The organism is Streptomyces sp. NPDC050211 (assembly GCF_040656035.1).
GTDB lineage: Bacteria > Actinomycetota > Actinomycetes > Streptomycetales > Streptomycetaceae > Streptomyces.
Genome location: NZ_JBFALC010000006.1, coordinates 91,510 through 111,480, shown reverse-complemented (window position 1 = coordinate 111,480; position 19,971 = coordinate 91,510). Strand labels below are relative to the sequence as shown.

The 19,971-nt window shown below is 69.9% G+C and carries 19 protein-coding genes and 1 pseudogene; 13 read left to right on the top strand and 7 right to left on the bottom strand.

Features of this window, described 5'->3' with window-relative positions:
- Nucleotides 1–17 precede the first annotated feature (17 nt).
- The 5 genes from AB0I98_RS08895 to AB0I98_RS08875 are packed head-to-tail and all read left to right on the top strand — an operon-like array spanning nt 18 to nt 3,798.
- Entirely contained in the window at nt 18–989 is a 972-nt protein-coding gene (locus tag AB0I98_RS08895) for a fumarylacetoacetate hydrolase family protein (RefSeq protein ID WP_362937437.1), read from the top strand.
- Nucleotides 986–1,768, top strand: coding sequence for an SDR family oxidoreductase (locus AB0I98_RS08890; protein WP_362937434.1), 783 nt, complete (start codon nt 986–988; stop codon nt 1,766–1,768). The genes AB0I98_RS08895 and AB0I98_RS08890 overlap by 4 nt, the downstream gene beginning before the upstream one ends.
- Before the next feature lie 26 nt (nt 1,769–1,794).
- Nucleotides 1,795–2,358 carry an SDR family oxidoreductase gene (locus AB0I98_RS08885; protein WP_362937432.1) on the top strand — a complete coding sequence of 188 codons (564 nt, stop codon included), beginning with the start codon at nt 1,795–1,797 and terminating at the stop codon, nt 2,356–2,358.
- A gap of 13 nt (nt 2,359–2,371) precedes the next feature.
- A complete protein-coding gene (locus tag AB0I98_RS08880) occupies nt 2,372–3,127 on the top strand; it encodes a CoA transferase subunit A (protein WP_362937429.1) in 756 nt (251 codons plus the stop codon).
- Entirely contained in the window at nt 3,124–3,798 is a 675-nt protein-coding gene (locus tag AB0I98_RS08875) for a CoA transferase subunit B (RefSeq protein ID WP_362937427.1), read from the top strand. Before AB0I98_RS08880 ends, AB0I98_RS08875 begins: the two co-directional genes overlap by 4 nt.
- 452 nt (nt 3,799–4,250) lie before the next feature.
- Here AB0I98_RS08875 and AB0I98_RS08870 read toward each other — a convergent pair whose 3' ends face one another.
- The 5 genes from AB0I98_RS08870 to AB0I98_RS08850 form a co-directional block, all read right to left on the bottom strand.
- On the bottom strand, nt 4,251–4,937 hold the full coding sequence (locus AB0I98_RS08870; RefSeq protein ID WP_362937424.1) for a response regulator transcription factor: 687 nt from the start codon (nt 4,935–4,937) through the stop codon (nt 4,251–4,253).
- A complete protein-coding gene (locus AB0I98_RS08865) occupies nt 4,934–6,094 on the bottom strand; it encodes a sensor histidine kinase (RefSeq protein ID WP_362937421.1) in 1,161 nt (386 codons plus the stop codon). Before AB0I98_RS08865 ends, AB0I98_RS08870 begins: the two co-directional genes overlap by 4 nt.
- 27 nt (nt 6,095–6,121) lie before the next feature.
- Nucleotides 6,122–6,910 (bottom strand): hypothetical protein, encoded by a 789-nt coding sequence (locus AB0I98_RS08860; RefSeq protein WP_362937418.1) that lies wholly within the window; start codon nt 6,908–6,910, stop codon nt 6,122–6,124.
- 810 nt (nt 6,911–7,720) lie between these two features.
- Nucleotides 7,721–8,722, bottom strand: coding sequence for a hypothetical protein (locus tag AB0I98_RS08855; protein WP_362937415.1), 1,002 nt, complete (start codon nt 8,720–8,722; stop codon nt 7,721–7,723).
- Between the two features lie 182 nt (nt 8,723–8,904).
- Entirely contained in the window at nt 8,905–10,350 is a 1,446-nt protein-coding gene (locus tag AB0I98_RS08850; protein WP_362937412.1) for an aldehyde dehydrogenase, read from the bottom strand.
- A gap of 367 nt (nt 10,351–10,717) precedes the next feature.
- Here AB0I98_RS08850 and AB0I98_RS08845 point away from each other — a divergent pair, with 367 nt between their 5' ends.
- The 7 genes and pseudogenes from AB0I98_RS08845 to AB0I98_RS08815 form a co-directional block, all read left to right on the top strand.
- The gene (locus AB0I98_RS08845) at nt 10,718–10,870 is read left to right on the top strand and encodes a hypothetical protein (protein ID WP_362937410.1); all 153 of its coding nucleotides are present in this window, start codon (nt 10,718–10,720) and stop codon (nt 10,868–10,870) included.
- 98 nt (nt 10,871–10,968) lie between these two features.
- Nucleotides 10,969–11,868, top strand: coding sequence for a MarR family winged helix-turn-helix transcriptional regulator (locus tag AB0I98_RS08840; RefSeq protein ID WP_362937407.1), 900 nt, complete (start codon nt 10,969–10,971; stop codon nt 11,866–11,868).
- Between the two features lie 94 nt (nt 11,869–11,962).
- Nucleotides 11,963–13,033: a cupin domain-containing protein gene (locus AB0I98_RS08835; RefSeq protein ID WP_362937405.1), complete on the top strand. Its 1,071-nt coding sequence runs from the start codon at nt 11,963–11,965 to the stop codon at nt 13,031–13,033.
- Between the two features lie 57 nt (nt 13,034–13,090).
- Complete coding sequence (locus AB0I98_RS08830) at nt 13,091–14,011, top strand: fumarylacetoacetate hydrolase family protein (RefSeq protein WP_362937402.1); 921 nt, start codon at nt 13,091–13,093, stop codon at nt 14,009–14,011.
- A 76-nt stretch (nt 14,012–14,087) separates the two neighbouring features.
- Nucleotides 14,088–15,272, top strand: coding sequence for an FAD-dependent monooxygenase (locus tag AB0I98_RS08825; protein ID WP_362937400.1), 1,185 nt, complete (start codon nt 14,088–14,090; stop codon nt 15,270–15,272).
- A gap of 64 nt (nt 15,273–15,336) precedes the next feature.
- Nucleotides 15,337–16,635: a helix-turn-helix domain-containing protein gene (locus tag AB0I98_RS08820; protein ID WP_362937397.1), complete on the top strand. Its 1,299-nt coding sequence runs from the start codon at nt 15,337–15,339 to the stop codon at nt 16,633–16,635.
- A 124-nt stretch (nt 16,636–16,759) separates the two neighbouring features.
- Nucleotides 16,760–16,954, top strand: a pseudogene (locus AB0I98_RS08815) (TetR family transcriptional regulator); the annotation flags it as partial.
- 117 nt (nt 16,955–17,071) lie between these two features.
- On the opposite strand, the gene AB0I98_RS08810 reads toward AB0I98_RS08815, so the two are convergent.
- Nucleotides 17,072–17,569 carry a hypothetical protein gene (locus tag AB0I98_RS08810; protein WP_362937394.1) on the bottom strand — a complete coding sequence of 166 codons (498 nt, stop codon included), beginning with the start codon at nt 17,567–17,569 and terminating at the stop codon, nt 17,072–17,074.
- A 68-nt stretch (nt 17,570–17,637) separates the two neighbouring features.
- A complete protein-coding gene (locus tag AB0I98_RS08805; RefSeq protein WP_362937391.1) occupies nt 17,638–19,236 on the bottom strand; it encodes a DUF4041 domain-containing protein in 1,599 nt (532 codons plus the stop codon).
- A gap of 302 nt (nt 19,237–19,538) precedes the next feature.
- On the opposite strand from AB0I98_RS08805, the gene AB0I98_RS08800 reads away from it, so the two are divergent.
- The gene (locus tag AB0I98_RS08800; protein WP_362937388.1) at nt 19,539–19,913 is read left to right on the top strand and encodes a hypothetical protein; all 375 of its coding nucleotides are present in this window, start codon (nt 19,539–19,541) and stop codon (nt 19,911–19,913) included.
- Nucleotides 19,914–19,971: the final 58 nt, after the last annotated feature.

Below are 19,971 nucleotides of genomic sequence, written 5' to 3'. Positions count from 1 at the left end.
GGAGCCTGGAGCCGTGCATGCGTTTCGCCACCTATGAACATCGACATCAGCGCCGGGTCGCCGTCGTGGAGGAGGACGGCACCCTCCACCCGGTGCCCGGGGCGCGCTCGCTCACGGAGCTGATCCGCTGCGGCGACGGACTCGACGCACTCCTTCGTGCCGGCGCCGCCACGCTCGACGTCCCGCCGGGCCCTCACGTGTCCGAGGTGCGGCTGCTGCCACCGCTTCAACCGCCCACCGTGCGGGACTTCGTCACCTTCGAGGAGCACGTCGAAGGGGTACGGCGGTCCGTGGACGGCGTCGGCGGGGTGCCCGAAGCCTGGTACGACGCCCCGACGTTCTACTTCACCAACCCGTACGCCGTCGTCGGCGCCCACGACGACGTCCCGGTGCCGCCGGGCAGCGAAGTCCTCGACTTCGAGTTGGAGGTCGCCGCCGTCATCGGCCGGGAAGGGCGGGACCTGACGCCAGAACAGGCACGGGACCACATCATCGGCTACACCGTCTTCAACGACTGGTCGGCCCGCGACCTGCAGTCCCGCGAGATGCAGGTCCGCCTCGGCCCGTGCAAGGGCAAGGACACGGCCGCCACCCTCGGCCCGTACCTGGTCACCGCCGACGATCTGGAGCCCTACCGCGACACCGACGGCTTTCTGCGCCTGGCGCTGACCGCCTCGGTGAACGGCGAGGTCGTCGGCAAGGACCTGCTGTCCAACATGAGCTGGACCTTCGAGGAGATGGCCGCCTACGCCTCACGCGGCACCGTCGTCCGCCCCGGCGACGTGCTCGGCTCCGGCACCTGCGGCAACGGCGGCTGCCTCGCCGAGCTGTGGGGCGTCCGGGGCGAGCAGTCCCCGCCCCCACTGAAGCCGGGAGACACCGTCACCCTCACCGTGGAGGGCATCGGCACGGTCTCCAACACCGTGGTCGCGGGCAGGGAGCCCGAGCCGCTGCCGACCGCCCGCCGCCGCACTCGGGAGCGGCCGTGAACGACCTGCACCCCAAAAGACTCCTCGGCAAGGTCGTCGTCGTGACCGGCGCCGCGCGCGGCCAGGGCGCCGCCGAGGCCGAGGTCCTGACCCGCGAGGGCGCCCGGGTCATCGCCACCGACGTGACCGAGGCCCCCGGCTGCCGCCGCCTCGACGTCACCGACGAGGAGCACTGGGCGGAGCTGGCCGCCGAACTGCGGGAGTCGTACGGCCAGGTGCACGGCCTGGTCAACAACGCGGGCATCACATGGCGCGCCCGCCTCGACGAAGTGACCCCCGACGACTTCGCCCGCGTCCACGCCGTCAACGTCACCGGCCCGCTCCTTGCCATCCAGCACCTGACGCCGCTGATGCCGCCCGGCTCGTCCATCGTCAACGTCGGTTCCACCGCCGCGCTCAGCGGCCACTACCCGGTCGCCTACACGACCAGCAAATGGGCACTGCGCGGCCTGTCGAAGACCGCGGCCACGGAGCTCGGCCCGCGCGGCATCCGCGTCAACACGATCCACCCCGGCTTCATCGAGACCGAGATGACCGCCTCCGCCGCCCCTGCCTTCCGCGAGGCGAACATCCGCGAGACCCCTCTCGGCCGCACCGGCACGGTGGACGAGGTCGCCCCGCTCGTGGTCTTCCTCCTGTCCGACGAGTCCTCCTTCATCACCGGCGCCGAGATCCCGGTCGACGGCGGACTCACCGCGCACGGCGGCGTCAAGTCCATCTCGGACGCTCTGGGTTCGGCTGCTGTGGATTCGGCTGCTTCGAGTCCGGAGGGGAATTGAAACGCTGGAAGGGGAGGATGGCCCTGATGTCGGGCACGACCCGCGGCCAGGGACGCGCGGCCACGCTGTGGTTCGCGGCCGAGGGCGCGATCGTCGTCGGCGGCGACCTGCGGCACGAGTCCGGGCTCAAGACCCAGCGTCTCGTCACGAAGGCGGGCGGCACGGCCCTCACCTCCGGCCCGCTCGACGCCACCGACGAGGACTCCGTCCGCGCCTGGGTCGAGGAGGTCGCGGACGCCTTCGGGGGCATCGACATCCTCTACGCCAACGCCAACGCCTTCCGTTTCGGTGCCGTCGACACCCAGCCGTACGAGTACTTCGGCTGCACGATGCGCGCCGAGCCGGACTCGGTATGGCCGGCCGCGCAGGTCGCCCGGCCCCACCTGGTGCGCAGTCGCGGCTGCATCGTCACCGTGGGGTCCACAGCGGACCTGATCGGTTCGCTCACCAACAAGCGGACCGCCTCCACCAGCTCTCGGCTTCGCTCGAGCCGGGAGGTGCCGTCTTCCTCACCTCCGACGAGGCGTCCTGCATCACCGGCGCCAACCTTGTCGTCCGACAGCGGCTGCTCGTCCGTAGTCCTGGGCTGAAAGGACCACTTCCGTGAACAAGGTAAGAGCGAATGCCGACGAGGCGGTCGCCGACATTCCCGACTGCGTATCTCTGGCTGTTGGCGGCTTCGGCCTCAGCGGCATCCCCGAAGTGGTGATCCGGGCCCTGCACGAGCAGGGCGCCACCGGCTTGCAGGTCGTGTCGAACAACTGCGGCGTGGACGGCCGTGGGCTGGGCGTGCTGCTCGCCGCCGGCCGGATCGCCCGCGTGACGGGCAGTTACGTGGGCGAGAACAAGGAGTTCGCCCGCCAGTACCTGTCGGGCGAGCTGGAGGTGGAGCTGGTGCCGCAGGGCACACTGGCCGAACGGCTGCGCGCCGGCGGCGCGGGCATCCCCGCCTTCTACACCCCGGCCGGTGTGGGCACCCAGGTCGCGAACGGCGGTCTGCCGTGGAGGTACGCGGCGGACGGCTCGGTCGCCGTGGCCTCCCCACCCAAGGAGACCCGCGACTTCCACGGCCGACCGCACATCCTGGAGCACGCCATCACCACCGACTTCGCCCTCGTCCGGGCCTGGCGGGGGGACCGGCACGGCAACCTGGTCTTCCGCCGCGCCGCGGCCAACTTCAACCCGCTCGCGGCGATGGCCGGCCGGATCACGATCGCCGAGGTCGAAGAGCTCGTGGAACCGGGCGAGCTGAGCCCCGACACCGTCCACCTCCCCGGCGTCTTCGTCCAGCGGATCGTGGAGCTCACCCCCGCTCAGGCCGCTGACAAACAGATCGAGAAGAGGACAGTACGAGCATGAGCACGACGATAGACACGCCCCGCGGCTGGACCCGCGACCAGATGGCCGCCCGCGCCGCCGCCGAACTCACCGACGGCTCCTACGTCAACCTCGGCATCGGCCTGCCCACACTCATCCCCGGCCACCTCCCGCCGGGCGTGCATGTGGTGCTGCACTCCGAGAACGGCATCCTCGGCACCGGCCGTTATCCGACCGCCGACGAGGTCGACCCGGATCTCATCAACGCGGGCAAGGAGACCGTCACCGTCCTGCCGGGGGCCTCCTTCTTCGACTCGGCCCTGTCCTTCGGCATGATCCGCGGCGGTCACATAGACACCGCGGTGCTGGGCGCCATGCAGGTGTCGGAACGCGGTGACCTGGCCAACTGGATGATCCCCGGAAAGATGGTCAAGGGCATGGGCGGGGCGATGGACCTGGTCCACGGCGCCCGCCGGGTCATCGTCCTGATGGAGCACACCGCCAAGGACGGCAGCCCGAAGATCCTGACCGAGTGCACCCTGCCGCTCACCGGCGAACGGTGCGTCCACCGCGTCATCACCGACCTCGGCGTCCTCGACATCACGCCCGACGGCCTCACCATCGTCGAGACCGCACCCGGCATCACCCTCGACGAGATCACCGCGAAGACGGCCGCGCCCCTGCGGGCCGACGCCGTCACCGCTGCCTGCTGAACGCGGTCGTCCACGACCCCGCTCGCAGGTTCGGGCAGCGGCCCGTCACCACGGCCCGAACGCGGCCAAGCCGGGAGGTCCTCCAGCCCGGGTGCCCCCTCTCCGGGCCGACGACGCTATTGCCGACAGTGTGCTCGTCCGCCTCGCCCTCCCCCGTGGCGCGCCAAGATACGCCCCTCGGCCGCAGGTCAGAATTTCCCACACGCGTGAGCGATGCGTGAGCGGACGGCGTGGGACGAGCCGTCACACGCTGGTTCTTCTCTCCGTACGCACCAGCGCTGATCAGGCAGAACAGCACTACGCGTGTCGCAGGTTCGAATCCTGCCGGGGGCACAGAGAAGCAGCAGGTCAGAGGCTCTGCCGTCCGAGTGGGCAGCAGGGCCTCTTGATCTCGCAGCACACACGAGGCGTGCGCCTCGGGACTCTGATGAGAGCCATCGGTCCTGTGAACATCACCCTCCACGTCGGCGGCCACCCACGAGCCCGGTCTCGTAGGCGACGATCACGAGTTGGGCTCGGTCGCGCGCACGCAGCTTGGCGAGTAGGCGCCCGATGTGGGTTTTGACCGTGGCCAAGCTCAGGTGGAGGTGCTGTGCGATCTCCGTGTTGGACAGACCTCGCGCGATCAGGCCAAGGACCTCCAGCTCCCGGTCGGTGACCCCGTCCAGCGAGCGGCTGGGCGGGCGGGCAGGTTCTGGGCGGCGGGCGAACTCCGCGATCAGGCGGCGGGTCACCGAGGGGGCGAGCAGCGCCTCCCCCGAGGCGACGACACCGATGGCGGTGAGGACCTCGGCCGGCGGGGTGTCCTTGAGGAGGAAGCCCGCGGCGCCGGCGCGCAGGGCGGCGTAGACGTACTCGTCCAGGTCGAAGGTGGTGAGGATGAGGACGCGGACGCCGGACAGGGCCGGATCCGAGCAGATCTGCCGGGTCGCCTCGATGCCGTCGCAGTCCGGCATGCGTACGTCCATCAGCACGACGTCCGGCCGTCCGCTGCGGGCGAGTTCGACGGCCTGCGCTCCGTTCGCAGCCTCGCCCACGGCCGTCATGCCGGGCGTGTGGTCGACGAGGACCCGGAAGCTGCCGCGCACCATCGCCTGGTCGTCGACGATCAGTACCCGGACGGGAGTCACGTCGGTCATGTTGTTTGGTTCCCTTCGACGGGCAGGCGGACGGATACCGCGAAGCCGCCCTCGGGCCGTGGCCCCGCCTCGAAGCTGCCGCCGTACATCATCGCCCGCTCCCTCATCCCCAAGAGGCCATGACCGCCCGGTAGTTCGCGGACGGTCCTGCCGGGTATGGACGGTGGTCCCTCGTCCGCGACATCGATGCGGACCTCTCGCGCATCCGCCTCTACGATGACCTGGCAGCGGGTCGGGGCAGCGTGCCGGACCACGTTGGTGAGGGACTCCTGGACGATCCGGTAGATGGTCAGCTGTGTCCCCTCGGCCAAGCCCTCCGTGGCGTGCACCGTCAAGTCGACGTCCACGCCCGCCCTGTGTGCCTCGGCGGCGAGCGAGCCGATCCGGTCGAGATCCGGTACGGGTCCCAAGGGCGCGCTCTCGGTACGCAGCACGCCGAGCGTACGGCGCATCTCGGCCAGCGCAGAACGGCTCGTCTCCTCGATGACCTTGAGGGCGGCCCGCGCCTCCTGCGGGTCGGCCTCCGCCACATGCCCGGCAACGCCTGCCTTGACGGCGATCAGGCTGAGGTTGTGCGAGACGATGTCGTGCAGCTCACGAGCGATCCGCAGACGCTCCTCGTCCAGTGCGCGTTCCGCCCGGCGCCGCTGTTCCCGGGCGCCCTCGGCCCGGCGGCCGCGCACGGTGAACCCCGCGCCCCAGGACCCGCCGATCACCAGGAGCACGAGCCCGGCCACCCCGACGGCGCCCTGCCAGTCTTCGGCGGGAGTGACCACCGCCTCGCCGAGGTAGACGGCACCGCACGCCACCGGCAGAGACACCGCGAGGGCGGGCACGGACCGGCGGGCGGGCTCGGCCAGTCCGACGAGGTAGGCCGCAAGCCCGGCGGCGGCGTATGGCTCACGGGGGATGTCGAGAAGCGATGCCGTAGCCAGGGTGGTCAGTACGGCCACGAGGACCGGGAGCGGCCAACGGCGGCGTACGGCGATCGGCAGGCCGACCGCGGCGGCGATCAGACAGCCGAGCCAAGGAGGCCCTGTGTAGGCGGGCTGGCCGTCGTCGGAAGTCATCCTGGCGAAGCCGACGTACACGGCGGTCAGGGCCAGGGCCGCGATGAGATCGAGGGCGTAGAGATGGCGCTGCCCCTTGGGCTTCATGGCCCGACCGTACCTGTACGCGTGCACTCAACCGGCCTGTCCCAGCAGCACCATCAGCCCGAGCGTCAGCAGGATCAGCGGCACCCAGCGCAGCACCGCCGACCGGCTGGGGCGGGGCGCTTCGCGCAGCAGCGCCAGGCCCAGCGGCACGAGTGCGGCGCACAGTCCGGCAAGGGCCACCAGCGACAGGGGGGCGGTCCCCTTGAGTACTCCGAGGGGCAGTGCCGCGGCGAGACCGAGTGCGGCAGCGCGGACCGGGCCGAGCACCCGGGTGCGCCAGGCGCCGAGGGCAAGGACCACCCACCCGGCGAGAATGGCGAAATTCAGCGTGGCGAAGACATGGAAGGCGCCGTAGCCGGCGGAGACCGCTTCGGTCGCGGCCCCGACTCCCTGGGAACGCACCAGCTGAAAGGCCAGATGGTCCACCCCCGCGTGGAAGGCGCGGGCGAACAGCCCGAACATCGCCAGGACCCCGCCCCACAGGCCCCAGCCGGCGCTCCGCGCCCCGATCCGTGCGGCCAGCACCGCCACAGCGGGCCAGAGCAGCAGGCTGCCTGCGGCAAAGAGGCCATATGCGGTGGCCATCAGGGTGGGGTGCCGGTCGTACGCCGCGAGTTGGTCGGGGAAGAAGAAGTGGAAGCGGGCTCGCAGCAGCGCGCCGGTCAGCATCAGGAGTGGGCCGAGCACCATGGCGGTGCCGCCCACCCAACGTCCGGGGAAGCCGGTGGCCTCCCAACGCTCCACAGGCAGCGCGCCACGCAGTCGGACACCGATCGTTGTGACCGGGGTGGTCATGGATGTCGTCGGGTTCGTCATGCGGACGACGATGCCCTCGCCGTCCCTGCGGGGCGTCGAACCAGGAGCTGAACTGCGGGGTCAGACCTGGGTATGACCCGTCGGGCCACCTGTACAGGCAGCGACTTTCGCTCAATGCATGAGCAGTTGACGCCTTGCCAGGAAGGCATCCCTACGGAACGCATTCAGCACACATGAGGCCGGGAAAGCCCGCGAACACTTGAGAACTACGGAGGGGTATTTCCCAAGGCCAGACACCCCGCAGCCAACGTTTCCGCAGGTCACAGCCCTACGCAAGGAAAACTCCTAAAGCGGGTGTCGCAGGTTCGAATCCTGCCGGGGGCACAACGCGTCACCACTCTGGCCTGGGGTTTCTTCCCCGGGGAGGGGCTTTATTCGGCCTCGGACTCCTCGTCCGGGGCCGTTTGCGTGAGCGGACGGGGAGTTGATCTCCGAAACTCCTCCCCGCGGTCTCGGTGTCGGGGTGCGTGATGGCGTTGGCCGCTCTCAGGACCACGCCGACGAACCCGTCCCCCAGCTGCAGGACGACGGCCCGCAGGAACCGCTCGTGGCGAAAGAACACGCCGACCGTTTCGGCCACTGCCGCGCGGACGAGTTCGTCGCGGGCAGGTCTGCCCATCGGCTGGTGTCGGCGAATACCCGCTGCTCCGCGCGCAGGTTCTGGTGCCGTCGCAGTTGACACCAGCGCCGAATGTGCAGGGCATCTGTCACCAGGACGTCGAGGAGCCGCACCCGTCGGCTGCGGTCGGGCGCGGCTCCTCGACGTGAAACGTTGCCGCCGCATGTGTCAGCGGCAACTGGTCTCGGTGTTCAGGCGGTGAAGGAGGTCTCGGCGGGGACCTGGGCCGCCGTTTCCGCGGAGGCTCCGCGCGGGGGCAGGCCGTAGCGCTTGCGGAAGTACGTGGAGAAGTCCTCGTCGAGACGGCGGATACCGTCGGACCGGTCGCGGCGTTCCTGCCGTGTCTGCGCCTCCATCGCCTCCTGGTAGTTGGTCGTGGGATCCGGCAGTAGGGTCTGCTGGATGCGCAGGCCCAGTCCCGTGGTCTTCAGGAGCAGGGCCCGGACCGGCGCGGGGGGCGGGGTCATGCCGTGGACCCGCCAGGTGGTCGGGTGCATCGTCGACGTGACCAGAGCGCGGGCCAGGCCGTGCAGTGGCCTGGGGAAGTTCCGGTAGGCGAACTGGTCGAGGATGGCGAGCGTGACCCAGCGGCCCTCCTCGTTCTCAGGCCAGGGCCGGTTCTCGAACTCGTCGACGAAGGCCGTCAGGGAGTCCCAGTCCTCAGGCATGTCCATGATCGTGTTGCCGTGCTCGTCGGTGAAGAGCTTGGACATCTCGAACCAGAAGCGGTGCGCGGCGATCTTCTGCTTCTCGGTGTACCCGGGCAGCCCCAGTTTGAGGTTGAAGCGATGCAGGGCTGCGGCGCTGAAGCAGAGGGTGTAGACGTAGTCGTCCATGTGGGCGAAGTTGCCCGGATAACGCTTGGCGTGGAAGGCGTGCAGCTTGTTGATGCCCTCCACCGACTTCTGCGTTTTGGGGTGGTGCGGGCCGTAGTGCCACCAGAGGAGATTGTTGCGGACAGTGTCCTCCACGCGCTGCGTGGCCCGCTCGAGCACCTTGCCGTCCCCCTTGTTCCACAGCGGCTGGGCCCCGTGCCGAGGGACGTAGAAGTGCGGGAACAGGTGGGTGTAGACCAGGTTCAGTGCGAAGTCCGTCAGGCCGTAGGTGCTCGTCAGGCGCCAGATCTCCACGTAGTCGGTCTCCGGGTCCAGCTGTTCGATCCGCTGGGCGATCCACCTGCGCGGCTGCTTCATGATCGTGTCCTTTCCGGGTCTTTCATTCCCGTGCACGCCACCCTTCCGGCAGCCAGTGCCGCGGGCATCGGTTGCCGGGGCCAAGGTCTGGGTGGGCCCCTGTACGCGGCGTACAGGAGCGCGCGAAGGGGCTGCGTGCGAGGCGCCCCGCTGGGCCTCGCACGGCGTTCGCCCCGGGTCGGTCAGAGGTAGACGGACTGGAGTTGCAGGTATCCGGCAAGCCCTTCGGGGCCGAACTCGCGGCCCATGCCGCTGGCCTTGATGCCGCCGAACGGTGCGGCGGGGTCGGGGAGGTAGTGGTTGACGCCGATGGTGCCGGTGTGGACGCGGCGGGCGACGGCCGCGCCACGCTCGGGGTCGGAGGTCCAGACGGTGCCACCGAGGCCGTAGTCGGAGTCGTTGGCGATGCTGACGGCGTGATCGACGTCGTCGTAGGCGATGACGGAGAGGACCGGGCCGAAGATCTCCTCGCGGGCGATGGTGGCGTTGTTGTCGACGTCGGCGAAGACGGTCGGCTGGACGAACCAGCCCTTGTCCCGGTCCGCGGGACGTCCGCCGCCGGTCGTGACGCGGCCGCCCTCGGCCTGGCCCTTGGCGATGTAGGACTCCACGCGGTCGCGGTGAAGCGCCGTGGCCATCGGGCCGATGCGGGTGGCCTCCGAGAGCGCGTCGCCGATCGTGAGGGACTCGACGAGCGCGGTGAAGGTGTCCACGACCTCGCTGTAACGGCTGCGCGGGGCGAGGACGCGGGTGCCGAGGAAGCAGGTCTGGCCGTTGTTGAGGAGGGTGGCGGAGAACAGGTCCTGGCCGATCTTCGCCAGGTCCAGGTCCGCGTCGTCCAGGACGATCGCCGCGGACTTGCCGCCGAGTTCCAGGGTGACCGGCCGCAGCAAACGTCCGCAGGTCTCGGCGATGGCGCGGCCGGCGGCAGTGGAGCCGGTGAAGGCCACCTTGTCCACACCGGGGTGGGCTACCAAGTAGGCGCCGACCTCCCGGCCCGCGGGGACGATGTTGAGGACGCCGGCCGGTACCCCGGCCTCCTCCGCGGCCTCGGCCAGCAGGAAGGCGTCGAGCACGGTCTCCGGGGACGGTTTGAGGACGAGTGTGCAGCCGGCCGCCATCGTGGGCGCGATCTTGAGCATGGACAGTGTCTGCGGGAAGTTCCACGGGGCGATGGCCGCCACCACCCCGATCGGGTTCTTGCGGACTTCCACGGATCCGCCGAGCAACGCCGTGCGCGTCTCGCTCGTCTCCAGGCCGCGCGCCAGCTGTGCGTAGTAGCGCAGGATCGCGACCGGGAAGTCGGCCTCCAACTGCCGTGAGACCACGACCGGCATGCCGTTCTGGCTGCTGACGCGCTCCACGAAGCCGTCTGCGCGCTGCTCCATCGCATGGGCCAGCCGCTCCATGGCCTCGGCACGCCGGGCCGGCTCCCAACTGGCCCAGCCGCCGGGCTCGTCGAACGCATGGCGTGCGGCGGCCACGGCCGCGTCGATGTCCGCCTCGGCGCCCTCGGGCACGTGGCCCAGCGGTTCCTCGGTGCTGGCGTTGACCGGCACGATCGTACGGTCCGTGCTGGGCGCGGCCCACGTCCCGCCGATGTAGAGAGTGTCGTAACGCAGGTCCATGATCTGTCTCTTCCGGTGTGAAGGGGTCCGCCCGTGCGGCCACAGTGCGGTGCGCAAAGACGCGGAGCCGTGGACCCATCGGGGAGGAGAAGCGCCAGGTGTACGGGGCGTGGAAGCGATGTTTCCGGCGCACACCTGGAGAACCTCACGATGAGGCGGTGCGACAGCGAGGGAATTGGGCCCGTCGTCCAAAGATGGGACGACTCGTTGTACGCCCGGTACAGAATTCCGCCGATCCTTCCCTCGCTTTGTTTCCAGGGGTTGACGCGCCTGTCGTATCGACGACCAATAGCCGTAACGGCACGTACTTTCGTGTCACGGACTCGCGGCCGTGTCCCGCCGACGACTCACGGCAAGGAGAAGCGCCATGTTCCTTACCGCACCCTCACCGCCTCAGGCGAAGGCGGGCGGCGAGCGGATGTGCGTATGCGTGTCGCGGGTCATGGGCGCCGCCGTCACCATCGACACCGGTATGCGGCCCGACCCTGAACGCCGTACGGAACGGGCGACGGCACTGTGACGCGGCAGGGCACCCGGCCTTCCCCGCAGCCGGCCCGCTACTCTGCCGCGGGCCGGGGCGTCGCGGGCGGCGAACACCGATGGGAGCGGTGCGAGGTGGTGCGGGGGTCGGCAGGCACGCTTCCGGACGAGGCGGTCTTCGCCGCGGGCAGCCTGCTGCGCACAGTCCAGCAGGTCCACGACAGGCTCTGGCAGGAGTTGGTGCCCGACGGGTTCACCTCGCCGCAGTTCGCCGTACTGCACCGGCTGCGGATGCGTCCGGGCATCGACCAGCGCACCCTGGGCGAGGCGCTGAGCCTGGACAAGGCCACCGTCGCGGAGCTGGTGGCCCGGATGGAACAGGCGGGCCTGGTCGCCCGCGAGCGCACTGTCGCCGATGCCCGCCGCAATGCCTTGCGGCTCACCGGCGAAGGACAAACCGCGTTCATGTATCTGGCCCCCTGGGTCGCCCAGGTACAGCTGCGGTTGACCGCGGACCTGAGGCCCGAGGAGACCGGCCGGCTGCTGCATCTGCTGCGAACGGTCGCCGGTGTCGCTCCCGCCGCCTGGACCTCCACAGCGTCCGGCGCGGTGCTGGTCGGTCTGCCCGCCGACCCCGCGCACATCCCCGGCCACCTGATCCGGGCCGCTCAGCAGCGGCACACCCGCTACTGGGCAGATGCCGTGGGGACTCGGCTGACCTCGCCTCAGTACGGCGTGCTCTACCGGCTCGCCCGCGAACCGGGCATCGACCAGACGACCCTCGCCGAACAAGTGGCCCTGGCCAAAGCGCCGGCTGGCGAGATCGTCAAGCGTCTGATCGCCCGCGGTGAGGTACGGCGCGAGCCGGACGCGCATGACGGCCGTCGCAAGCTGCTCACCTTGACGGACGACGGACTGCGAGTGCTGTACGAAGTGATGCCCGCCGTCCTGGACGTCCAGCGCAGGCTGACACAGGACCTCACAGACGACGAGCGCGCCGAACTGCTCGCACTGCTCCACCGGATGGGCGCAGCCTAGAGCGCTCCGCGCGAGGAGCATGCGGCCACTCCAAGCATTTAGTAACTGCACGAACTAGCACGAACTAAGAACCGCCAAGAATGGAGATGCAGACATGGCAACACGTCGGTTCGAAGCGCCCAATGACGCTGCTCTGGATGCCCTGTACGAGGACATCGCCCACAAGGATCTCCAGCCCTTGTGGGAATTGAGCGGGCTGCTCACCCCGACCCCGAAGGTGAAGGCCGTGCCCCACCGCTGGCGCGGCAGGGAACTGCGTGAGCTCGGCGAGCGGGCCGGAGAGCTGGTGCCGGTCGACCGGGGTGGCGACCGCCGGGTGCTGTCGCTGAGCAACCCGGGCCTGGGCGGTGTCCCCTACGCCACCTCCACGTTGTGGGGCGCCGTGCAGTACCTCGGCCCCGGCGAGACCGCTCCCGCACACCGCCACACACCGGCCGCGCTGCGGTTCGTACTGGAGGGCGAGGGTGTGTGGACCCTCGTGGACGGCGACCCACTGCACATGTCCGCCGGGGACCTGGTCCTCACGCCGAGTTGGACCTGGCACGAGCACCACAACCCCGGTGACACGTCGATGACGTGGTTCGACGCGCTGGACCTGCCGCTCGTCGAGGTGCTGGACGCGGTGTTCTTCGAGCCGGGCGAGGGGCGTACGGTCCCGTCCGCGACCGCCGCGCGCTCCGCCTCCGAGCGCCGGTTCGGCGGCGGTCCGGGCCTGCTTCCCGGCGGTTCCACCGCGCCGACCCCCGCACACTCCCCGCTGTTGCGCTACCAGTGGGCGGACACCGACCGTGCCCTCACCGACCAGCTGGCCGAAGCGGGTTCGAAGGCCGAGCGGACAGGTCACGCTTACGTCCGCTTCGCCGACCCCACCAACGGTCGGGACGTGATGCCCACCATGCGCTGCGAGATGCACCGCTACCTGCCCGGGCACACCGTCCCGGCCGAGCGGCGCACCGGCTCGGCGCTGGTCGCGGTCTTCCGCGGCGCGGGCGCCGTCGAGCTGGACGGCGTCCCGCACGCCCTCGCCCCGGGCGACCTCATCGCCATCCCGTCCTGGACCTCCGTACGCGTCCTCACCGACGAGCCCATGGACCTGTTCTCGGTCAGCGACGCCCCCGTTCTGGAGGCCCTGTCCCTGTTTCGAGCCGAGACCGACGCCGGCTGAGCCCACCCCTGTCCCGACCTGTCACCGACGTCTCACCAACCCAGCCAGGAGATTCTCATGCGCATCGCCCGCTTCGACGACGACCGTATCGGCATCGTCGTCCACGACCGCGTCCTCGACGTCACCGACCAGATCACCGCTCAGCTCGACGCGTCCCCGTACCGGGCCCCCTACAGCCTCACCCGCCGGCTGATCACCCACTTCACCACCGTACGGCCGCTTTTGGAGCAGCTGGTAGCCGAGCTCGGCCCGGACGCGGGCCGCCCGTTGGAGGACGTGCGGCTGCTGGCCCCGGTGGCCGACCCGACGAAGATCGTCGCGGCGCCGGTCAACTACCGCGACCACCAGTCCGAGATGAACGAGGCCTTCCACATCAGCTCCCTCGGCTTCTTCCTCAAGTCGCCGTCCTCGATCCTCGACCCCGGCGGCACGGTCCGCCTGCCCTACACCGACCGGCGTTTCGACCACGAGGCCGAGTTCGCGCTCATTGTCGGCCGCCGCGCCAGCCACATCACCCCGGAGCAGGCTCTGGACCATGTCTTTGGCTACACCGGCCTGATGGACATCACTATGCGCGGCGGCGAGGACCGCTCCACCCGTAAGTCCTTCGATACCTTCACCCCCATGGGGCCCTGGATCGTCACCCCGGACGAGCTCGGCTCGCCCGAGGACGTGGACCTGGAGCTGACCGTCAACGGTGAGCTCCGGCAGAAGGCCAACACCCAGGACCTGATCTGGTCCGCGGCGCGCTTCCTCGCCTACGCCTCCACCGTCACCGTGCTGGAACCCGGTGACGTGGTCACGACGGGCACCCCCGCCGGCGTCGCCCCGATCGAGGACTGCGACAGCGTCGAGCTGACCGTGGACCGCACCGGGCGCCTGTCCGTGGAGGTGTCCGCCGAGGGTGCGGTGCCCTGCCCGACCGGAGGAGCCGGTCGTGGTCCTGTGCCGCCGCCCGCCCCCGAGCGCAGCAAGTGACCTGCGCCTTCTGAGACCTACGGCCTGTGCCGTCAGAGACGTACGGCCCATGCCGTCCAAGACCTGCGGAGACACCATGACCACCCACACCGAGCGCACCGGGCTGCTCGTCATCGGCGGCGGCATCGGCGGAATGGCCACCGCGCTCGCCGCCGCCCGCGCCGGGCGGCCGGTCCGGCTGCTGGAACGCGCGCCTGCCTTCACCGAGATCGGCGCCGGCCTCCAGGTCGGCCCCAACGCCATCCGGGTCCTGATGAACCTGGGCCTGTACGAGCGCATCGAGGAGGTCGCAGTCTTCCCCAGCCGCGGCGTCTTCATGGACGCCCTCACCCGGAAGTACCTGACCTCGCTCGATTTCGGTCCCGCCTTCCGGGAGCGCTACCAGGCGCCGTATGCGGTGATGCACCGCAGCGATCTGCTCGACATCCTGCTCGACGCCTGCCGGTCCAGCGACCAGATCGTCCTGGAGAACGGCAAGGAGGTCGTCGACGTACGGCAACTCGACGGCGACATCGTGCGCGTCGAGTGCGCCGACGGAAGCGCCTACGAAGCGGATGCCGTCATTGGCGCCGATGGCCTCAACTCCCGTGTGCGGGGGCTGATCGCCGACGACGAGCCTGTGTGTTCCGGGTACGCCGCCTACCGCGGCACCATGCCCGTGGGCGACCTCGGCGCGGGGATCGACGGTGACAGCGTGGTGTTGTGGATCGGGCCCGGCATGCACATGATCCAGTACCCGATCCGGCGCGGCGAGCTGTACAACACAGTCGCCGTCTTCCACAGCGACTCCTTCCAGCAGGGCAAGGACGGCTGGGGCGGCCCCGAGGAACTGGACGCCCGCTTCGCCACCGCGTGCGACGAAGTGCGCCGCGGCGTGGCGCTTGTCGACCGCAGCCGGCACTGGAAGACCTACGACCGCGAACCCCTCGACCGCTGGACCACCGGCCGGGTGGCCCTCCTCGGCGACGCGGCCCACCCCATGCTCCAGTACCTCGGGCAGGGCGCTTGCCAGGCCCTGGAGGACGCCGAAGCCCTCGGCCGCGGGCTCGCCGAGCATGGTGACGACTTCACCAAGGTCTTCGCCGCGTACGAGCACGGGCGGATACCTCGGGCCACCCGATGCCAGACCACGGCCCGCACCTGGGGCGAGATCTGGCACACCGACGGCGTCGGCAGGACGTTGCGCAATCACATCCTCACCAGCCGCGCCGCCGACGACTACACCCACACGGACTGGCTCTACCTCCCGGCCTCCGTCTGATCCCCCTACGATGACCACACCAGGGCAGCAGCACGTTTGACCTGGGAAGAAGCGAGGAAATGCCGTGCGGAAGCCAGCTGCCGGTGACATCGCCGCCGCGATCGCGGCACTCAGTCCCGGGCCGCGCCCCAGGGCCGCATCGGCTCGTACGGCCCTGGGCACGGACGCCCTGGAGGAGGCCACTCGTGTCCTGGGCCCGGGGCCCGTGGCCTGGGCCGTCGAATGGGGCGCCCGCGCTCTGAAGACGGTCGTCCTGAAGGAGTCGGAGCGTACCGACCTGCCAGTCCAGGCAATCCACCGCAGCTGCGAGGCACTGCTGCTGGAGATCCTGGCCAGACTCGCCGGCCACGACTTCCAGCCCGATGTCACCGACACCTACCGGCAGATCGCGGCCTCCGCCGCCGAGCAGGCGGTTCCCTTCGACACGGTCGTCCGCAGCATGCGCGAATGCCAGCGGCTCTGGCTGGAGCAGCTGCTGGCCCGCATGGGGCCCACCCTGCCCGCCGAGGCTCTGGCCGCCGTACCACTGACGGTCGCCGAGGTCATGGACAGCACAACCACCTTGGTGGTCGGGGACTACCTGGCCGAACGCGAGCGCCTCGCCGAGGGTAGGGCGGCCTGGCAGCGGACCACGGTCCAGGCCATCCTCGACCGTCGCCCCCTCGACATCGACCGCGCCGAGCGGGACCTCGGCCTCACCCTCGGCCACCACCACACGGGCATCGTGCTGTGGCGGCCCGGTGGAGCCACCGGCCCACGGCTGAACCGCGTGGCCGCTCAGTTCGCCGACCGGCTGCCCGGCGCCACCCTGCTCACGGTCACCGCTGAGGGAGACCGGCTCTGGGCCTGGCTGAGTCGCGCCCTGCGCCCCGGAGACCGGGAGCGGGAGGCTCTGGCCTCCGTACGGCCCGCGCTCGCAGGCACCCGCGCGGTCATCGGGCCGTCAGCACGCGGTGCCGACGGATTTCGGCGCACCCACCTGCAGGCGCTCGACACCGCACGCGTCGTCGAAGCCACGCCCACACCCGACGACGTCACCGACTGGCACACCGTCAGCCTGCCGGCCACGGTCTCCGCAGATCTGGAACGCGTCCGGTGGTACGTCCAGGAGACGCTCGGCCCCCTCGCCAAGGACGACCCGACCGCCGCCGAGCACCGGGCCACCCTCCTCAGCTATCTGGAAACCGGCCAGAGCCTGATCCGCACCGCCGAGGAGCAGCACGTGCACCGCAACACGATCGTCTACCGGATGCACCGCATCGAGGAGCTGCTGCCCGCTCCCCTCAGCGAACAGCGCCTGCAGATCCACCTCGCGCTCCGCCTCGCCGTCCAGTACGGCGCCCGGGTGCTGCACCGCCCCTAGGCCGGCTGACGTCGAACAGCCCCTGCACCACACCGGGAACGACGAGGTGCCTGGCTGGCTGGGGCACACGCCGTGGATGTCGTCACTTCCGCTCTGAGGCGCAACTCCCCCGGCGCAGCGGGCCACCAGCGTCCTGGACCTGCACGACGCCACCGACATCGAGCAACTCGGCCCCGACCGCCCCCGTGGCCTGGCCTTCCTGCACCACCTCGTCGACACCGTCCGCCGCAACACCGAACGCGAAGGCATCGTCCGCCTGTACGCCGTACTCTCGGCGGAGAGCGTCACCGAGGGCCACCCCGCCCAGGACTACTTCCAGACCTCACCGGAAATCCCACCTGACGCACCGGCCGACGCGCTGAGCTGCCTACGTGCGTGCGCGATGCGTGAGCGGACTATCCAGTACGAGGCATCATGAGCCGGACGGAGTGCGAAGCTACGCGGTGTTGACCAGGTGAAATAGCGCCACCCGGCAGCGTCGGGCACCCCCCGGCAGGGATTCGATCCCACTCCTGAAGCGGGTGTCGCAGGTTCGAATCCTGCCGGGGGCACAGCGTCTGACCAGGCACGGAGCGTCAAACAGCCCCCTCGGAGTGATCTCCGAGGGGGCTGTTTTCGCGTATGCGGGGACGTAACGCTCGGCGACGTCCTGGTTACGGGGTTTTCTGTCCCCGCTTGTGTCCCCGCTGGCCTCCGTGCTCGCGTCGGGCTTGACCAGGTACAGGGCCTTCGACTCGGGCTCCAAAGGCTCCTCTGGCGCAGGGGAGTTGTCGGCCGTGTCCCCGCTCTTGCGGGGCACCAGCGCGACGGGGGCGTCGGCGGCCTCCTGCTCGAACTGGGGCAACAGCGAGGTGTAGGTGTCCGTGTGGCTCGCGATCACCCCAGCCGGAGAAGTGACCGCTCGCCTCTCGGCGGGAAGTACCGCCAAGGTCACCTGGATCAGCCTGGATGGCGCCGCCTGCCGTCTGGACGCACCCGACGAGGTTGACTGAGTCGGGCCCGTCAGCGCCCGACCGCAGTCTGGCTGGCCCTCCATTCAGGAGCCTCGGGCGTGTCCTGGAACTCCAGGAGGTGCTGTCCGGCGAGCCGCTGCAGGGCGTCGCGTACCTCTGCCGGTGTGACGTAGAAGAACTCCCGGCGGAGGTTGACCCGGTTGACGCGGCGGGACTCGAACTCCTGGTGCAGGCGGCGTTCCAGGCCGACGGCGTCCTCACTGAAGATCAGGGCGTGTACGTCGAAGCGGAAGGGGACGGACGCGTCCCCGAGTTCGATGACGCGATCCATGGGATCGAGGCGCCGGGTCATACCGATCTTGACCATACCTTCGCCGAACGCTCCGACGTTGGAGATGACGTAGACGTATCCGGCCCGGATGTTGGCTTCGCGGGCCTCGACCGCCTCCAGTTCGGCGCCCAACTCGGCGAGCTTTCCTTCGAGTTCCGCGATAGCGGCCGCATCGCCGGTGCCGGAGCGCAGACGGCGCAGGGCGCTCTCGTAGTGACTGCGTTCCTTCTCCAGCCGCTGACGCTCGCGCTCGATCTCACGCTGCAGGCGCTCCTCCTCACGCTGCTGGGCCCGTAGCTCCCGCTGCTCCTCCCGCTCGGCCTCCTTCCTCACCAGGTAGTCGGCCGTCAGCTCCAACTCCTGCACCCGCAGCCGGTGGTAATCATCGCCGATGCTGATCTGCATGGTGGCGCCGAGCCGGGCGATCGACTCCCGTGTCTTGCCGAGCCGGTCGATCAGCGAGTCGAGCCGGTGCGGCTTCATGCCGCGTACCGCGTTGTCCGCTTCGGCGTTGTACGCGCGCAGCATCAGCTTGGAGAAGTCACGGACCATCTTGCGGCCCTTGGCCGCTGAGCCGTCCACCATCCAGTACTGGTTCCCGAGCACGGCCCGGTCGTCCTTCGCCAACTGCTTGTAGCGCGCTTTGAGACCGTCGAGCCGGTCCTTGTAGGCGAGCGCGTCGGCGAGCGGATGACGGTACTCGTAGATGCCGGCTTCCTGCAGCATCCGCATCTCATCGGTGAGCACCAGATCCCGGCGCGCGGCCGTGAGACGCTGTTCGGCCTCCGCCGTCTGGCGAGCCATGTCGTCGGCTTGGCGGCGCACGTCGACCAGGGACTGCGCGGCGCTCTCGGCGGCGTGCTCTATCTTCTCGTCGAGGAGAGCGTCGATCCGTCCGATCTCCTGGAGCTTCTCCTCATGCGCGCGGCGCAGCCGCTGCTGCTCGGCGGCTATCTGCGCGCTGTCGGCTCCGATGAGACGACTCAATTGCTCCGTCAGGTGACGGTTGTCCTCCTGTAGTCCGCGTACCTGTGTTTCCATCAGCGCCAGCTCGCCCGCCAGACGCGCCGCCTCGGACTCCGCTTGCTTACGGCGTCGGCCGAACAGGCCCCCACCTGTGGCCGGGACCGTCGCCTGAGGACCGTAGGGGGACTGCTGGGGAACGGGTGCGCTCGGCTGCGGCGCGGACTCCTCCGGGATCCAGATCTGCCAGCCTGGGGGCGTGGGCCATGCGGGATCCGGTTCCCAGCCCGGTGGCGGGCTCCACCCCTCCGGCGGGGCGGGCCAGGTGGGCGGCGGGTTGAACCGGTAGGTCATGGGGCAACGACTCCTGTCGCGAGGGCGAGAGACGGCCGGCGTATCCCCGATGCCGTCCGGCAGCCAGCGGGCCGAGTCGAACGTACTCGGCCTTGTGGACCTTCGTCCTGCCATCTCCTGTTTTCGGCCCTCCTGGCAGCAGATCTGACGAGGTGGGTAAGCCGCAGGGAGCCGTTGGACTCCGGCCGCTGTCAGGGCGACCCTCCGCCGGCAGCGAAGTGCCCTTCGCCCTCGGGGGACCGGTCCGGCGCCCCCGGGCACGGCCGACCGCCCCTGACGCACCGGGTGAAGGTGAAGCGAGGATGGCCACCCCTCTGTCCGCGGACAAGTTCCTGTCCGTTCTCAAGAACGCACGACTTGGCGTTGTCGAACACGGATCCTGGCGCACCCACAACCGCGACCGGCACGGCAACTGGGGCCCCGTGAACGGGGTGATGATCCACCACACCGGCTCGTACTCCTCGGAGGACGACATGGTCGAGCGGATCTGCGCGGGCGAGCGCGAAGGGCTCAAGCCCCGCGGTCGTAAGAGGAGCGAGACGCCCAAGCCGGCGCCCTCGGCGCTTCGCCCGACTAGTTCCTACAAGCCGGGCCAGGCCAGTCTCGAGGACATCACCGCGTTCATCGAGCAGATCTGGGCGGCGGGATTGATGGTGTCGGTGCGCGCCAAGCGGTAGCCGACAGCGGCCAGGTCCGCTGTGGCCCGGGATGTTCCCTGCAGCCGTGTCCTGTGAT

What these genes read in the sequence shown, in the direction of transcription:
- AB0I98_RS08895 (WP_362937437.1), top strand. Translation starts at nt 18, where the DNA reads ATGCGTTTCGCCACCTATGAACATCGACATCAGCGCCGGGTCGCCGTC.
- AB0I98_RS08875 (WP_362937427.1), top strand. Translation starts at nt 3,124, where the DNA reads ATGAGCACGACGATAGACACGCCCCGCGGCTGGACCCGCGACCAGATG.
- AB0I98_RS08860 (WP_362937418.1), bottom strand. Translation starts at nt 6,910, where the DNA reads ATGACGAACCCGACGACATCCATGACCACCCCGGTCACAACGATCGGT.
- AB0I98_RS08870 (WP_362937424.1), bottom strand. Translation starts at nt 4,937, where the DNA reads ATGACCGACGTGACTCCCGTCCGGGTACTGATCGTCGACGACCAGGCG.
- AB0I98_RS08835 (WP_362937405.1), top strand. Translation starts at nt 11,963, where the DNA reads ATGGCAACACGTCGGTTCGAAGCGCCCAATGACGCTGCTCTGGATGCC.
- AB0I98_RS08850 (WP_362937412.1), bottom strand. Translation starts at nt 10,350, where the DNA reads ATGGACCTGCGTTACGACACTCTCTACATCGGCGGGACGTGGGCCGCG.
- AB0I98_RS08865 (WP_362937421.1), bottom strand. Translation starts at nt 6,094, where the DNA reads ATGAAGCCCAAGGGGCAGCGCCATCTCTACGCCCTCGATCTCATCGCG.
- AB0I98_RS08855 (WP_362937415.1), bottom strand. Translation starts at nt 8,722, where the DNA reads ATGAAGCAGCCGCGCAGGTGGATCGCCCAGCGGATCGAACAGCTGGAC.
- AB0I98_RS08800 (WP_362937388.1), top strand. Translation starts at nt 19,539, where the DNA reads ATGGCCACCCCTCTGTCCGCGGACAAGTTCCTGTCCGTTCTCAAGAAC.
- AB0I98_RS08805 (WP_362937391.1), bottom strand. Translation starts at nt 19,236, where the DNA reads ATGACCTACCGGTTCAACCCGCCGCCCACCTGGCCCGCCCCGCCGGAG.
- AB0I98_RS08845 (WP_362937410.1), top strand. Translation starts at nt 10,718, where the DNA reads ATGTTCCTTACCGCACCCTCACCGCCTCAGGCGAAGGCGGGCGGCGAG.
- AB0I98_RS08830 (WP_362937402.1), top strand. Translation starts at nt 13,091, where the DNA reads ATGCGCATCGCCCGCTTCGACGACGACCGTATCGGCATCGTCGTCCAC.
- AB0I98_RS08825 (WP_362937400.1), top strand. Translation starts at nt 14,088, where the DNA reads ATGACCACCCACACCGAGCGCACCGGGCTGCTCGTCATCGGCGGCGGC.
- AB0I98_RS08885 (WP_362937432.1), top strand. Translation starts at nt 1,795, where the DNA reads ATGTCGGGCACGACCCGCGGCCAGGGACGCGCGGCCACGCTGTGGTTC.